The organism is Pseudomonas sp. Ant30-3 (assembly GCF_000690905.1).
Classification (GTDB): domain Bacteria; phylum Pseudomonadota; class Gammaproteobacteria; order Pseudomonadales; family Pseudomonadaceae; genus Aquipseudomonas.
The window spans coordinates 51497-65445 of record NZ_JMCL01000081.1 but is presented as its reverse complement, the minus strand read 5'-3'; the positions used below and the strand labels follow the sequence as shown (position 1 = coordinate 65445).

Sequence of the window (13949 nt, the reverse complement as noted above, 5' to 3'; positions counted from 1 at the left end):
GACGGCTGATCAGGATGTAACCTTGAAGAAAACCGACCGGTCAGGTCCGGTGTGCACGCGCCTGTAGCCGGCGAGCATGGCGTCGACTTCGGCATCGCCGGTGTCGACGCGCAAACACCCGGCTTCCAGGGAAAGAAGCTTTTCGACGGTGGTGATCACGATGATGTTGTCCGCGCCTGTGCGGCGGATGATCTCGGCGCTGATCTGCTGATTGCCGCGGCCGAAGAGGCTGCCATGGCCACCGAGCACGCCGACGATGATCCGCGCCTCACGCCCCGACATCAGTTGCAGGATTTCGTGCTCGTTGAGGTCAGCGCCGACGCGTACGCCGTTCAGCACCGCGTCCACGCCCAGCAGCGTGGAAGGAAGACCGAGGGCTGACATGACCCGCCGCGTCGTGGTGCCAGGCCCGACGATGTACAGGCAGCCTGTGCGCATCTCGCGGACGATCTGCCGGCTCGCAGCATCGAGCGTGGCGTTTTCGCCAGGCCCGGAACCGGCCTTGGCGTTTTGCACCAGGTGACGTTCATAGGGGCTGCGGGCGTAGCCGTACAGCCGCGTCGACACCTGATCGTTGCGGATCGCCGCCTCGTCGATGTCCATCACTTCGGCTTCGCGCGAGCGCAGCGAACCGGCACCGGCGATGAATCGCGAGGCCAGATGCCCGGCGTTCTCCGGGGTCGTGCCAAACACCGCCGAGTACATTTTCACGCCGGTGGGAATGCCGAGGATCGGCACGCGGTCGTTGACCATGCCGAGCACATCGCGCGCCGTGCCATCGCCACCGGCAAACAACAGCAGATCGACCGAGGCGCGCAGCATGGCGCGGGCGGCATTGCGCGTGTCTTCCGGCAGGCTGCAGCCGCTGCGTGTGCGGTACACCACGATCGGCTCAAGGCCGGCGGCGCGCGCCACGTCCTCGCCCAGTTCGCCGGAGCCGGTAACAAGGTGGAATGGCGTGCTTGAAGCAGCCAGTCGTTTCAGCGCCTGCAACGCACGCTCGCTGGAAAGCGGCCGCGCACCGCGTCTTTTTGCCTCTTCCAGAACACCGGCACCATCGGTGCCTTTCAAGCCGACCCGCCCGCCCATACCGGCGATGGGGTTGACGATAAGCCCGATGGTTTTGCGTCTTTCAGCGACGTAGGGCTGGCCAGCGGCATTCAGTTCGGTGGCGCAAACTACAGGCGGATTTCCGTCTGGAAGATCAAAATCGCAGGGCTTGTGCATGGGCTGAATTCCTCTGCTGAAGGCGGCTTGGCCGAATCACGCCTATGCCGTCAAATTGCATACGCCGTGTATGTCGGCTATATTAGGACATGCATCGCGTATGTCAACTGGCATACGTTGCGTATGACACTAATTTTTGAGGATGAAGTTCTGATGGCACAGAAGCGCGCGGACATGATTGTGGAAACTCGCGGCAAGCTGATAAAGGCTGCGCGAGAGGCCTTCGCGGCGAAAGGATATGCGGACAGTTCGATGGACGAATTGACGGCTGAAGCAGGTCTGACGCGGGGTGCGCTCTACCACCACTTCGGTGGCAAGAAAGGCTTGCTGGAAGCGGTGATCGCGCAGATTGACGGGGAAATGATCGAACGCCTGAGCGTGATCATCAATGAGGCCAGCACGACGTGGGAAGGTTTTATCGACGAGTCCATCGCCTACATCGAAATGGCGCTCGAACCGGAATTCCAGCGCATCGTGCTGCTTGACGGGCCCGCGGTACTGGGCGACCCGGCCGGCTGGTCGAGCCAGAACGCGTGCATGCAAAGCACTCAGCGCAGCCTCCAGAAACTGATCGACGAAGGCACGGTGCACGTAGTGGATGCAGAGGCGATGTCGCGTCTGATCATGGGCTCGTTGCTCGGTGCTTCGTTATGGATTGCCAATGCCGACGACCCCCAGTCCGCGTCGCGCAAGGCAGTGGAGAGCTTCGTGACACTGGCTTCGGGGTTGCTGCTGGACAGCGGGAAGAAAGGCGGGGTGAAGAAAAGTTGAAACTTCGTGTCTCACGAACATAGCCCAGCACCGACGCGTATTACGCCTGCATCAACTACAGTGGAATGACTCTGCACAAAGCCAATAAAAGACGGAGCCTTTCCCATGCGAGTGATCAACCGCTTCACCCTTCTGGCCGCTGCTGCCGCATTGGCCGTGACGACCGCCGCACACGCCGCCCCGGTGTTTATCAACATACTCACCGGCGGCACCAGCGGGGTTTATTACCCGATTGGTGTCGGCCTGTCGCAGATCTACGGCGACGGCATTCCCGGGGTCAAGACGTCAGTGCAGGCCACCAAGGCCTCGGTAGAGAACCTCAACCTGTTGCAAGCCGGTCGCGGTGAGTTGGCGCTGGCGTTGGCCGACTCGGTGGCAGATGCAAAAAACGGGGTGGAAGACGCCGGGTTCAAGGCGCCGCTGACCAAACTTCGCGCCATCGGCGGCGCGTACCCCAACTACATCCAGATCGTGGCCAGCCAGGAGTCAGGGATCAAGACGCTGGCGGACCTCAAGGGCAAGACGATCTCGGTCGGCGCACCGAAGTCCGGAACCGAACTCAATGCGCGGGCGATTTTCAAAGCGGCAGGCTTGAGCTATGAAGACATGGGCAAGGTGCAATACCTGCCGTTCGCCGAGTCCGTCGAGTTGATCAAGAACCGCCAGCTGGACGCGACTCTGCAGTCGTCCGGTCTGGGCATGGCGGCCATTCGTGATCTGTCCTCGGTCATGCCGCTGAACTACGTTGCCGTACCAGCCGACGTCGTCAGCAAAATCGGCAACCCGGCGTACCAGAGCGCGATGATCCCCCCGAATACCTACGACGGACAGCCCGAGGCGGTGCCGACGGTGGCGATCACCAATATCCTGGTGACCCGCGCCGATGTGCCGGATGACGTGGCGTATGAAATGACCAAACTGATGTTCGAAAACCTCACGCGGCTGGGTAACGCTCATTCGGCAGCGAAAGACATCAAGCTGGAGTCCGCGAGCAAAAACCTGCCAATCCCGCTGCATCCTGGCGCCGAACGGTACTACAAGGAAAAAGCTGCGCTGTGATGACGCGTGGCGCAGCGGCATACCCTGCCGCTGCGCCCGCGCATCACCCTTCTTTGCATTGTGATCATGAGGCAGGCAGTTAATGAGTGAAGATCAGCACGGTATTCCGGCGAACCCGCGGGACTGGCCAAAAACCCTGTTTTACGTGGCGCTGGCGTTTTCAGTCTTTCAGATCGTCACCGCTGCGTTTTCGCCGGTGTCCAGCCAGGTGTTGCGCGCCGTGCACGTGGGCTTCCTGCTGTGGGTGGTGTTTTTGAGCTACCCCGCCTACGGCAGAAGCCGGCCGTGGCAACCGCTGGCCTGGCTGCTGAGTCTGGCCGCTATCAGCACCGCGATTTATCAATGGGTGTTCGAGGCGGACCTGATCCAGCGCTCAGGCGACCTGACGCCCAGCGACATCGTCGTGGGGCTGGTCTTGATCATTCTGGTGTTCGAAGCAGCACGCCGGGTGATGGGCATCGCGTTGCCGATCATTTGCGGGCTGTTCCTCGCCTACGGTTTACTCGGTGAATTCTTGCCGGGCGAGTTGGCTCATCGGGGTTACGGCTTCGATCAGATCATCAATCAGCTGTCATTTGGCACCGAGGGTTTGTACGGCACGCCGACGTACGTGTCGGCCACCTATATCTTTCTGTTCATCCTGTTCGGTTCATTTCTTGAGCAAGCCGGGATGATCAAACTGTTCACCGATTTCGCCATGGGCATATTCGGCCACAAGCTCGGTGGCCCGGCGAAGGTCGCGGTGGTTTCATCGGCCTTGATGGGCACCATCACCGGGTCGGGGATTGCCAACGTCGTCACCACCGGGCAGTTCACCATTCCATTAATGAAGCGCTTCGGCTATCGCGCGGCATTTGCCGGTGGCGTCGAAGCTACGTCGAGCATGGGCAGCCAGATCATGCCGCCGGTCATGGGCGCGGTGGCGTTCATCATGGCCGAGACCATCAACGTGCCGTACGTGGAGGTAGCCAAAGCGGCATTGATCCCCGCGATGCTCTACTTCGGCTCGGTCTTCTGGATGGTCCACCTGGAAGCCAAACGCTCCAACCTCAAGGGCCTGCCGAAAGATCAATGCCCGAGTGCACTGGGGGCGATCAAGGAAAACTGGTACCTGCTGATCCCGCTGCTGGTCCTGGTCTACCTGCTGTTTTCCGGTCGCACACCACTGTTTTCGGGGATGGTCGGGCTGGCGCTGACGGCCATCGTGATCCTCGGTTCGGCGATCATTCTGAGAGTCTCCAGCTTCGCCTTGCGCTGCGCCTTCTGGGTGGCGCTAGGCGTGCTCTGCGTGGGTTTCTTCCAGCTCGGCATCGGCGTGATTTTCGCGGTCATCGCCGCATTGGTGCTGGTGTGCTGGTTCATCAAGGGCGGCCGCGAGACGCTGGAAATCTGCCTGTTCGCGCTGGTTGACGGCGCACGTCACGCGGTGCCTGTGGGGATCGCCTGCGTGCTGGTCGGGACCATCATCGGCGTGGTGTCACTGACCGGCGTGGCGTCGACGTTCGCCGGTTACATATTGGCGATCGGGCGGGACAACCTGCTGCTGTCACTGATCCTGACGATGATCACCTGCCTGGTGCTGGGCATGGGCATTCCGACCATTCCAAACTACATCATCACCAGCTCCATTGCTGCGCCTGCACTGCTGGAACTGGGCGTGCCGCTGATCGTTTCGCACATGTTCGTGTTTTATTTCGGCATCCTTGCCGACCTGACGCCGCCGGTAGCGCTGGCCTGCTTTGCCGCCGCGCCCATCGCCAGGGAATCAGGTTTCAAGATCAGCCTGTGGGCGGTGCGGATTGCCCTGGCCGGGTTCGTCATCCCGTTCATGGCTGTCTACAACCCGGCGCTGATGATGCAAGGCGACAGCCTGTGGATGACCGCCTACATGCTGATCAAGACTGTGTTGGCAGTCGGCTTGTGGGGCATGGCGTCCACCGGTTTTCTGCAACAGAAGATGCCGATGTGGGAACGCTTGGCAAGCTTCGCTGCGGGCGCCTTGCTGGTGGTCGCACTGCCGCTCACCGACGAGATCGGTTTCGCGCTCGGCGCGCTGATCATCGCCCAGCACCTGTGGCGCTCGCGACACACCCGACTGGCACAGGCATGATCGGTGTGTGCCTGGGCCTGGCGGGAGTGGTTTGGGCTCAGCTTCCCATCGTCAATTTCACCCTGGCGTGGGAACACACCGTCGAAAAGATCCGCTGGGAGGAAGACTACCGCGTCACCGCACAAGGGCTGGTGCTGGGTGAAGCGCGGGTGCGGGGAAATGGCGCGGGCATGGAAATCCCTGCAGAGGCACGCTTGGTCGACGGTAGCTGGCACTACCGTCGGGCGTTGCCGCCGTTGCCATCGTTGAACCTAGGCAGGACACCGGAAGCGGGCGATTACCAGCTGTGTTTCGACGGCAGCTGTCACCCGTTCAGCAAATGGATTGGCGCTCCGGACAGTGGCCAGCCGTCCGTACAGCTGTGGGGCTGCGAGATTGCCGCTCTGCACTGAACAGAGCGACAGACGACTCAGCGATTGTTGCGCAGGATGGAAAAATTAAGCGCTGCAGCCACCGATAGCCAGGCAAGGTAAGGAAACAGGATCAGCCCGGTCACCAGATCAAAACGCAACGCCATCACCACCATATACGCTACCACCAGCCACAGAAGCACGAGGATCATCAGGGCGGCAAAGATCTGGTGCGCGCCGAAAAACACTGGTGTCCAAAGCGTGTTTAGGGCGATCTGCGCCGCCCATAATGCCAACAGCAACTGGCTGCCGGGTAACAGCGTCAAGCGATAGCCGACCCAGGCTAGCAGCAGATAAATGATCGTCCAGGCCACCGGAAACAGCCAGTTGGGTGGCGTGAAGCCGGGCTTCTTCAGCTCGTTGTACCATTGGCCGGGTTTGAACAGGATGCCGGTGCTCGCCGCGGCACCGCAGGCTATAAGAAAAATGAAAAAGGTCATCGTCCGTCCTTAGCTGAGGCCAGCTGTCTGAGGTTGGTAAGCCATGTTGGCAGTCTCAGGGTTGGACGTCAGGCGAAGCAAAAAGTCGCCCGCCAAAAAAGTTTTCTCGGTCGATCGTGGATACACAGGGCACAGCTTGCGGGCACCACCCGGTCAGACCCGCTTTTCCACACCGTTGAAACGCGCTTCAAAATCCTGCGCCAACTGCTCCAGCGTAACGCTGCCCAAACGCGCGATCAGCAGCGCCTGAGCGGCATTGAATGCGTCGGTGAGCGCCGCATTCACCGCTTGTTCCACCAGACATTCGGGGTGGTCAGTGGACAGGCCAATGGCGAACAGCGAAGACGAACCCAGCGCCTGGTGAATATCCAGCAAGGTTATTTGCGTCAACGGTTTGGCCAGGGTCCAGCCGCCGCGATGGCCCTTCTCCGAACGAACATAGCCCTCCTCCTTGAGCAACGCCATGGTCCGGCGCACCACCACCGGGTTGGTGCCGAGCATCTGCGCAATGGTGTCGGAAGTGGCGGGCTGATCGTGACGTGCGATGTGAATCAGCACGTGAAGCATCCGTGACAGGCGAGTGTCGGTTCTCATAGACGACGAATCCGGGCAAATAGATGCGCCGAGTATGAATCGCTACATCGAAAGTTACGAGACCATTGACAGCCTGCTTTCACGTAACTTACGGTGTGTCGAGAATTTATCGAGCGCTCTTGAAGAGCACGGAGTGGTCATCATGGTCTACGACATCATCATCGTTGGCGGCAGTTATGCCGGAATTTCCGCAGGCCTGCAGGTGGCGCGCGCACGTCGCAAAGTGCTGGTGATCGACGGCGGACAGCGACGCAATCGCTTCGCCCACCATTCCCACGGTTTCCTTGGACAGGACGGGCGAGACCCGGCCTTGATCGCCAGCGATGCGCGCACGCAGTTACTGGCGTATCCCAACGTTGAATGGATTTCCGAGCTGGCGGCCCGGGCGGTCAAGCGTGGCAATGAATTTGAGATCATCCTCGCCGATGGCCAGTCGTTCGCCGGTCGACGGCTGATCCTGGCGACGGGCGTGACCGACGAATTACCGGCCATTCCTGGTTTGGCGGAGCGCTGGGGCCAATCGGTATTCCACTGCCCGTATTGTCACGGGTACGAGTTGAATCAAGGCCCGATCGGTGTTCTCGCGACCGGTCCACTGTCCATGCACCACGCCCTGATGCTGCCCGACTGGGGGCCGACTACGCTGCTGCTTAATGAAGCGTTCGAGCCGGACGCCGAGCAGTTGGCCAGCCTGCAACGACGCGGCGTGGCCCTGGAGCGCGACTCGGTGAAATCCCTGAGCGGGCACGCCGACGTGACGTTGAGCAGCGGCAGAATCTTGCCACTGGCGGGGGTGTTCGTACTGCCGCGTTGCCACATGGCGGCGCCACTGGCCGAACAACTGGGCTGTGAGTTCGAACCTGGGCCAATGGGCGATTTCATCAAGGTCGACGCGATGCGTGAAACCAGTGTGACGGGCGTGTTTGCCTGCGGTGATGCAGCCGTCGCGGCCGGCAATGTCGCCATCGCCGTGGGTGACGGCGCACGCACCGGCGGCGCTGCGCATCAATCGTTGATTTTTCGCTGATTGACGGGCTGCTGGAACCGATCCGGTTGAACCTCCGCCACGCACGCGGGCTCAGAAAACTATTCACCGGAGAACCTTATGACCCAGACAGCATTGATCGTGGGCGCCAGCGGCATCGTTGGCAGCGCCATCACCCAGTTACTCATCGACAATAAATGGCAGGTTGCAGCGCTTTCCCGTAACCCCGCCCCGGCACCGGGAGTGATTCCAGTGGCTGCGGACCTGCAAGACCCGTCGTCGTTGAAGCAAGCGCTGGCGGATTTGAAACCGACCCATGTGTTCATCACCACGTGGTCGCGGCAAGCCACGGAAGCGGACAACATCCGCGTCAACGGCGCTATGGTGCGCAACGTCCTCGACGCGGTTCGCCCGGCGCAAAGTGTTCAGCATGTAGCGCTGGTAACCGGCTTGAAGCACTACCTGGGGCCCTTCGAAGCGTATGGCAAAGGCAGCCTGCCGCAAACTCCGTTCCGCGAAGAACAGGGTCGTCTGGACATCGAAAATTTCTATTACGCCCAGGAAGACGAAGTGTTCGCCGCCGCCGAAAAGGACGGCTTCACCTGGAGCGTGCACCGGCCTCATACCGTCACGGGTGTCGCCGTGGGCAACGCGATGAACATGGCAACCACCCTCGCCGTCTACGCCAGCATCTGCAAACACACCGGCCGCCCTTTTGTGTTCCCTGGGTCCCGTGTGCAATGGGACAGCCTCACGGACATGACCGATGCCAGGCAACTGGCGGCGCAACAATTGTGGGCCGCCACCACGCCCGAAGCGGCCAATCAGGCCTTCAACGTCACCAATGGCGACGTGTTCCGCTGGAAATGGATGTGGGGCCGAATCGCCGATTACTTCGGGGTGCAGCCCGCCGATTTCCCCGCAACCGTCTCGCCACTGGAGACACAGATGGCGGATGACCAAACCGTCTGGCAGCAGGTCGTTGCCGAACATGGGCTGAATGAATCGGATATCAGCCGACTGACTTCACCATGGCACACCGATGCAGATCTGGGTCGCCCGATCGAGGTGGTCACCGACATGTCGAAAAGCAGGGCCATGGGCTTCACTGCCTATCAAGCGAGCGATCAAGCGTTTTTCGACGTGTTCGAGAAACTGCGCAAGTCTCGCCTGATTCCCTGATTGTTCAGCAAAATGGCGATCTGAGTCACCCGCCATGACCTCGATCCGGACAGCTCCTGCGGTGCAAACCTGCACTGCGGGGGCACCATCCAGACTGATCGATTAGCAACACCTCTTGTATGACAACACATCAAATAGCTACGGCGAGTTATCGTTTCCGCCAACTGAAAAACCCTCACAGCAAACCCCCCTGGCAAGCCCCCCCTGTATTACACCCAATAAACACTGGCATAAATAACCATTATCGCCACATACCCCAGCCCCTTATGCAAAGAAACACGGCTTACCGCCGTTGCAGGGCAAAAAATCTACTTGTATGATGACTGACACCATAAACCCGCATAAAAATAATCAGTGGGAGTTTTGAATTGTGACCAATTCAAGCAATGCGTCTGTCGCACCGGCAGAAGATTCAGTCCTGGCTCACGCCGTCCGTAAAGTGAAGAGACACGTACTCCCGCTTTTCGTCATCATGTTCATCCTCAACTACATCGACCGGGTCAATATCGGTTTCGTGCGCACGCACATGGAACATGACCTCGGTATCGGTGCAGCCGCGTACGGGCTGGGCGCAGGCCTGTTCTTCATCGGCTACGCCCTCTTCGAAGTACCGTCCAACATGCTGCTGCAAAAAGTCGGCGCTCGAATCTGGCTGACCCGCATCATGTTCACCTGGGGCATCGTCGCCACGATGATGGCGTTCATCCAGAACGAAACCCATTTCTACATCCTGCGCTTCCTGCTCGGCGTTGCTGAAGCCGGCTTCTTCCCTGGCGTGATCTACTATTTCACCCGCTGGTTGCCAGGCGTGGAGCGCGGTAAAGCCATCGCGATTTTCCTCAGCGGCTCGGCCATTGCATCGCTGATTTCCGGCCCGCTGTCGGGTGTTCTGCTGCAGATCGACGGCTTCGGCTTCAAGGGCTGGCAGTGGATGTTCGCCATCGAAGGTCTGGCCTCGGTGTTTCTGGGCTTCTTCGTGTGGTTCTGGCTCGACTCCAAACCTCATGACGCCAAGTGGCTGAGCCGCGAAGAGCAGGATGCGCTGGTAGACGCCATCGACCAGGAACAGCGTGCGCGTGAAGCGCTGACCACGGTCAAACCCACGATCGGCAAGTTGCTCAGAGATCGGCAGATCGTGCTGTTCTGCGCGCTGTACTTCTGCATTCAGTTGACGATCTATGCCGCGACGTTCTGGCTGCCGAGCATCATCAAGAAAATGGGCGACCTGAGCGACATCCAGGTCGGCTTTTTCAACTCGATTCCGTGGCTGATTTCCATCATTGCGATGTACAGCTTCGCGGCGTTGTCCGGCAAGTTCAAATTCCAGCAGGCCTGGGTTGCCACTGCCTTGTTAATCGCCGCTGCCGGCATGTTCCTCTCGACCACCGGCGGGCCGATCTTCGCCTTCGTGGCCATTTGCTTCGCCGCCATCGGCTTCAAATCGGCATCGTCGCTGTTCTGGCCGATTCCTCAAGGCTACCTGGATGCACGGATTGCTGCGGCAGTGATCGCCTTGATCAACTCGGTCGGCAACCTCGGCGGCTTCGTCGCACCGACGACTTTCGGTTTTCTCGAGCAGACCACCGGCTCGATTCAGGGCGGTCTCTACGGCCTGGCCGGCACGTCGATACTGGCCGCGATCCTGGTGTTTTTCGCCAGGACCTCGCCGAAATCGTCGTCCCTATTAACCCCGCCGATCGCCGCAGCACCCACAGTGACCGTCAGCAAAACCCACTGATTTTTCATCGATCGCTGAATGAACTCATTTGCAGGAATTTGCCATGAACGCTGAACACGCCGCCAACAGCTCCAAGTCACCTGTTATCACCAGTTTTCAAGTCATCCCGGTCGCCGGCCACGACAGCATGTTGCTGAACCTGAGCGGCGCACACGGGCCGTTCTTCACCCGCAACATCGTCATTCTCAAAGACAGCGCCGGCAATACCGGCGTGGGTGAAGTCCCGGGTGGCGAGCGCATTCGCGAAACCCTCGAAGACGCGCGCGGGCTGGTGATCGGCCAGCCGATCGGTCAGTACCAGCGCATCCTCAACCAGATGCGCACCACCTTTGCATCGCGTGACGCCGCCGGTCGCGGACTGCAAACCTTCGATCTGCGCATCACCATTCACGCCGTGACTGCGATGGAAGCTGCCCTGCTCGATCTGCTGGGGCAATTCCTGGAGGTTCCGGTCGCTGCACTGCTGGGCGAAGGGCAGCAACGTGATGCAGTAAAAATGCTCGGTTATCTGTTTTACATCGGGGATCGCGATGTCACGGATCTGGCCTACCGCAACGAGTCGGATGCAGATAACGACTGGTTCCGCCTGCGTCACGAGAAAGCCATGACCGCTGAAGCCGTGGTGCGCCTGGCCGAAGCGGCAAAAGCAAAATATGGCTTCAACGATTTCAAACTCAAAGGCGGCGTGCTGAGCGGCGATGCAGAAATCGAAGCCGTTACCGCACTGGCCGAACGTTTTCCCGATGCGCGCATTACGCTCGATCCCAATGGCGCATGGTCGCTGAAAGAAGCCATCCGCTTGTGCCGTGACCAGCATCACGTACTCGCCTACGCCGAAGATCCGTGCGGTGCCGAAAACGGCTATTCGGGTCGTGAAGTCATGGCCGAATTCCGTCGCGCCACTGGCCTGAAAACCGCGACCAACATGATCGCTACCGACTGGCGCGAAATGGGCCACGCCATCCAGCTGCAATCGGTCGACATCCCGCTTGCCGATCCGCACTTCTGGACGATGCAGGGCTCAGTCCGGGTGGCTCAGATGTGTCATGAATGGGGCCTGACCTGGGGCTCTCACTCCAACAACCACTTCGATATTTCCCTGGCGATGTTCACTCAAGTGGCGGCCGCTGCACCGGGCGAAATCACCGCGATCGACACGCACTGGATCTGGCAGGACGGCCAGCACCTGACCATGGAACCGCTGAAAATCGAAGGGGGTTACGTCAAAGTGCCAACCAAACACGGTCTGGGCGTAGACATCGACATGGACGCCGTGGCGAAGGCACACGAGTTGTACAAAGGCATGGGACTCGGCGCTCGCGATGACAGTGTAGCGATGCAGTTCTTGATTCCAGGCTGGAGCTTCAACAACAAGCAGCCTTGTCTGGTGCGCTGATTTCTCGCCGGGCCTATGACTTAAAGCTGACCAAGGTGCGCTGGAGATGCTCGGCCGGCGCCCCTTCAAGCAATACCCCTCAGAAAGTTCGCTGACGGTGTACCATTGCGGGACACCATCAGAAGTCCTTCCCCCATGCCTACGGAAAGCGAAGAGGGTCGTCAGATAGCCACTGCCCTTACGCAGCGGATAGGTGACACCTCTGACATCGCAAAGATTGCTAACGCCGTCGTTGCTACGCTGCAAGACATGAACGCAGCCCTTGCGCCGATTATTGGCGAGCGAGGGGTTGTGGCTCTTTTTCGTCGCAGCTTTATCGTCTGCAGTAAAAATCCGCGTCTGGCTGGTATGTATGATTCCCTTCTGCCGGCCATGACCCTGGCGGAACTCAAAATAGTTCTCCTGAAGCAAAGCGCAGTCAATGCGCTTTACCTGGGGGAGAACCTTCTTACCTCTCTGTACCAATTGCTAACCACTTTGATAGGGCCGTCACTGACGGCCAAATTGCTCCGTAGTGTGTTGCACACTTCTTCAAGCGACACCCCTGCGCAGGATATTTCGTCATGACCACGAAAGTGACAATCAACCGCCTGGCCACCGGCGTCCCTGGGCTGGACGACGTATTGGGTGGCGGATTACCGGAGTTTTCCTTCAATCTCATCGCTGGGCCACCGGGCTGTGGCAAAACCACCCTGGCGCATCAGATGATGTTTTCCCTGGCGACCCCTGAGCGCCCAGCATTGTTCTTCACCGTACTGGGTGAACCGCCATTGAAAATGCTGCGATATCAGCAGCAGTTCGACTTTTTTGATGATGAAGCGATCAACAAATCGATTCGTTACATCAATCTGGTCGACGATACCCTCGCCGGTAATCTGGATGAAGTGTTGCGGCGCATCGTCAGCGAAGTGGAAGCCCATTCGCCGTCCCTGGTGTTTGTCGATTCATTCCGTTCTGTGGTCCTGGCCAGCCAGACCCAGACCAACCCGAACAACAACTTGCCTCAGTTCGTGCAGCAACTGGGCATGCTGATGACCACCTGGCAGGCAACGACATTCCTGATCGGCGAATACTTCACCGAAACCGATACCAACCCGATCTTCACCGTGGCTGACGGCTTGATCTGGCTGAGGCAGAGTGTCTATCGCAACTCGATGGTGCGCAAAATGGAAATCATGAAGATGCGCGGCCAGCCTACGGTGCCCGGTCTGCATACGTTCCGGATTGAAACCTCAGGGATCAAGGTGTTCTCGCCGGCCGTCATGCCGGGTCAGAACGCCGTTGAACTGCATACGACGGAGTCCTCCGCGCGGTTGAAGATGGGTGTGCCCCGCCTCGATGAAATGCTCGGTGGCGGGCTGCCGCGGGGTTATTCGCTGCTGGTTGCAGGGCCTTCCGGTTCGGGCAAAAGCATACTGGCTGCTTCCTTCCTCGAAGAAGGTGCAAAAAACGGCGAGACGGGTGTTGTCGCCGTTTTTGAGCAGCGTCCCGATCACTTGCGGAATGCCACCTTCAAAAAATTGATTGCAGATGGCCATGTAGCGCTGATAGACAGCCATGCGCCAGACCTGTCGATCGCTGAAATCGTCCATATGCTGTTGAAAGAGATCAAGCGACTGAACGCCACACGAGTCGTCATTGACTCGCTCTCCGGGTTCGAACTGGCACTTGCGCCCACTTTCCAAGAAGACTTCCGTCAATCATTGGCGTGGATGGTGAGCACGTTGACCAGCGCCGGGGCCACCGTGCTAATGACCTCGGAGCTGGAAGATCGCTATAACGATTTGCGATTCAGTCCTTATGGCACCGCCTTCCTGACCGATGCCATCATCGTACAGCGCTATATCGAGGTGGAAAGCCGACTGCTTCGCATCATGGCGGTGGTCAAGGTGCGCGCTAGTGCGCATTCCGATGAGTTGCGGGTTTACAACATTGATAGCAACGGATTGCAAATTGGCGACAGACTTCCTGAACAAGAAGGCCTGCTCGGTGGTCGACCTACCAGACAACGATTGGTGCACGACAAACCCTGAGGTG

13 protein-coding genes are annotated in these 13949 nt (G+C 59.3%); 10 read left to right on the top strand and 3 right to left on the bottom strand.

The window, feature by feature from the left end:
• Positions 1-9: 9 nt before the first annotated feature.
• Positions 10-1227 carry an ATP-NAD kinase family protein gene (locus DU29_RS0119630; RefSeq protein ID WP_028623213.1) on the bottom strand — a complete coding sequence of 406 codons (1218 nt, stop codon included), beginning with the start codon at positions 1225-1227 and terminating at the stop codon, positions 10-12.
• A gap of 153 nt (positions 1228-1380) precedes the next feature.
• Here DU29_RS0119630 and DU29_RS0119625 point away from each other — a divergent pair, with 153 nt between their 5' ends.
• From DU29_RS0119625 to DU29_RS0119610, 4 genes are all read left to right on the top strand, one after another.
• Entirely contained in the window at positions 1381-1998 is a 618-nt protein-coding gene (locus DU29_RS0119625) for a TetR/AcrR family transcriptional regulator (protein WP_028623212.1), read from the top strand.
• A gap of 105 nt (positions 1999-2103) precedes the next feature.
• Positions 2104-3057 carry a TAXI family TRAP transporter solute-binding subunit gene (locus DU29_RS0119620; RefSeq protein WP_028623211.1) on the top strand — a complete coding sequence of 318 codons (954 nt, stop codon included), beginning with the start codon at positions 2104-2106 and terminating at the stop codon, positions 3055-3057.
• A gap of 82 nt (positions 3058-3139) precedes the next feature.
• Positions 3140-5167 carry a TRAP transporter permease gene (locus DU29_RS0119615; RefSeq protein ID WP_028623210.1) on the top strand — a complete coding sequence of 676 codons (2028 nt, stop codon included), beginning with the start codon at positions 3140-3142 and terminating at the stop codon, positions 5165-5167.
• On the top strand, positions 5164-5559 hold the full coding sequence (locus DU29_RS0119610; protein ID WP_028623209.1) for a DUF1850 domain-containing protein: 396 nt from the start codon (positions 5164-5166) through the stop codon (positions 5557-5559). Before DU29_RS0119615 ends, DU29_RS0119610 begins: the two co-directional genes overlap by 4 nt.
• Positions 5560-5576: 17 nt before the next feature.
• Here DU29_RS0119610 and tspO read toward each other — a convergent pair whose 3' ends face one another.
• Positions 5577-6017 (bottom strand): tryptophan-rich sensory protein TspO, encoded by a 441-nt coding sequence (tspO, locus tag DU29_RS0119605; RefSeq protein ID WP_028623208.1) that lies wholly within the window; start codon positions 6015-6017, stop codon positions 5577-5579.
• 153 nt (positions 6018-6170) lie between these two features.
• Positions 6171-6611 (bottom strand): Rrf2 family transcriptional regulator, encoded by a 441-nt coding sequence (locus DU29_RS0119600; RefSeq protein WP_028623207.1) that lies wholly within the window; start codon positions 6609-6611, stop codon positions 6171-6173.
• Positions 6612-6753: 142 nt separating this feature from the next.
• Between DU29_RS0119600 and DU29_RS0119595 the strand changes: the two genes are divergently transcribed.
• The 6 genes from DU29_RS0119595 to DU29_RS0119570 all read left to right on the top strand — a co-directional run bounded on the left by DU29_RS0119595 (position 6754) and on the right by DU29_RS0119570 (position 13945).
• Positions 6754-7638 carry an NAD(P)/FAD-dependent oxidoreductase gene (locus DU29_RS0119595; RefSeq protein WP_028623206.1) on the top strand — a complete coding sequence of 295 codons (885 nt, stop codon included), beginning with the start codon at positions 6754-6756 and terminating at the stop codon, positions 7636-7638.
• A gap of 78 nt (positions 7639-7716) precedes the next feature.
• Positions 7717-8778, top strand: a complete 1062-nt coding sequence (locus DU29_RS0119590) for an SDR family oxidoreductase (protein WP_028623205.1) — start codon at positions 7717-7719, stop codon at positions 8776-8778.
• A gap of 370 nt (positions 8779-9148) precedes the next feature.
• The gene (locus tag DU29_RS0119585; RefSeq protein ID WP_028623204.1) at positions 9149-10516 is read left to right on the top strand and encodes an MFS transporter; all 1368 of its coding nucleotides are present in this window, start codon (positions 9149-9151) and stop codon (positions 10514-10516) included.
• Positions 10517-10559: 43 nt separating this feature from the next.
• Complete coding sequence (gudD, locus tag DU29_RS0119580) at positions 10560-11912, top strand: glucarate dehydratase (protein WP_028623203.1); 1353 nt, start codon at positions 10560-10562, stop codon at positions 11910-11912.
• Positions 11913-12047: 135 nt separating this feature from the next.
• Entirely contained in the window at positions 12048-12479 is a 432-nt protein-coding gene (locus tag DU29_RS0119575; RefSeq protein WP_028623202.1) for a hypothetical protein, read from the top strand.
• Positions 12476-13945: an ATPase domain-containing protein gene (locus tag DU29_RS0119570; protein WP_028623201.1), complete on the top strand. Its 1470-nt coding sequence runs from the start codon at positions 12476-12478 to the stop codon at positions 13943-13945. Before DU29_RS0119575 ends, DU29_RS0119570 begins: the two co-directional genes overlap by 4 nt.
• The last annotated feature ends 4 nt before the right edge of the window (positions 13946-13949 follow it).

Excerpts from the sequence above, each read along its gene's own strand:
- DU29_RS0119630 (WP_028623213.1), bottom strand. The coding sequence starts at position 1,227 with ATGCACAAGCCCTGCGATTTTGATCTTCCAGACGGAAATCCGCCTGTA.
- DU29_RS0119625 (WP_028623212.1), top strand. The coding sequence starts at position 1,381 with ATGGCACAGAAGCGCGCGGACATGATTGTGGAAACTCGCGGCAAGCTG.
- DU29_RS0119620 (WP_028623211.1), top strand. The coding sequence starts at position 2,104 with ATGCGAGTGATCAACCGCTTCACCCTTCTGGCCGCTGCTGCCGCATTG.
- DU29_RS0119615 (WP_028623210.1), top strand. The coding sequence starts at position 3,140 with ATGAGTGAAGATCAGCACGGTATTCCGGCGAACCCGCGGGACTGGCCA.
- DU29_RS0119610 (WP_028623209.1), top strand. The coding sequence starts at position 5,164 with ATGATCGGTGTGTGCCTGGGCCTGGCGGGAGTGGTTTGGGCTCAGCTT.
- tspO (WP_028623208.1), bottom strand. The coding sequence starts at position 6,017 with ATGACCTTTTTCATTTTTCTTATAGCCTGCGGTGCCGCGGCGAGCACC.
- DU29_RS0119600 (WP_028623207.1), bottom strand. The coding sequence starts at position 6,611 with ATGAGAACCGACACTCGCCTGTCACGGATGCTTCACGTGCTGATTCAC.
- DU29_RS0119595 (WP_028623206.1), top strand. The coding sequence starts at position 6,754 with ATGGTCTACGACATCATCATCGTTGGCGGCAGTTATGCCGGAATTTCC.
- DU29_RS0119590 (WP_028623205.1), top strand. The coding sequence starts at position 7,717 with ATGACCCAGACAGCATTGATCGTGGGCGCCAGCGGCATCGTTGGCAGC.
- gudD (WP_028623203.1), top strand. The coding sequence starts at position 10,560 with ATGAACGCTGAACACGCCGCCAACAGCTCCAAGTCACCTGTTATCACC.
- DU29_RS0119575 (WP_028623202.1), top strand. The coding sequence starts at position 12,048 with ATGCCTACGGAAAGCGAAGAGGGTCGTCAGATAGCCACTGCCCTTACG.
- DU29_RS0119570 (WP_028623201.1), top strand. The coding sequence starts at position 12,476 with ATGACCACGAAAGTGACAATCAACCGCCTGGCCACCGGCGTCCCTGGG.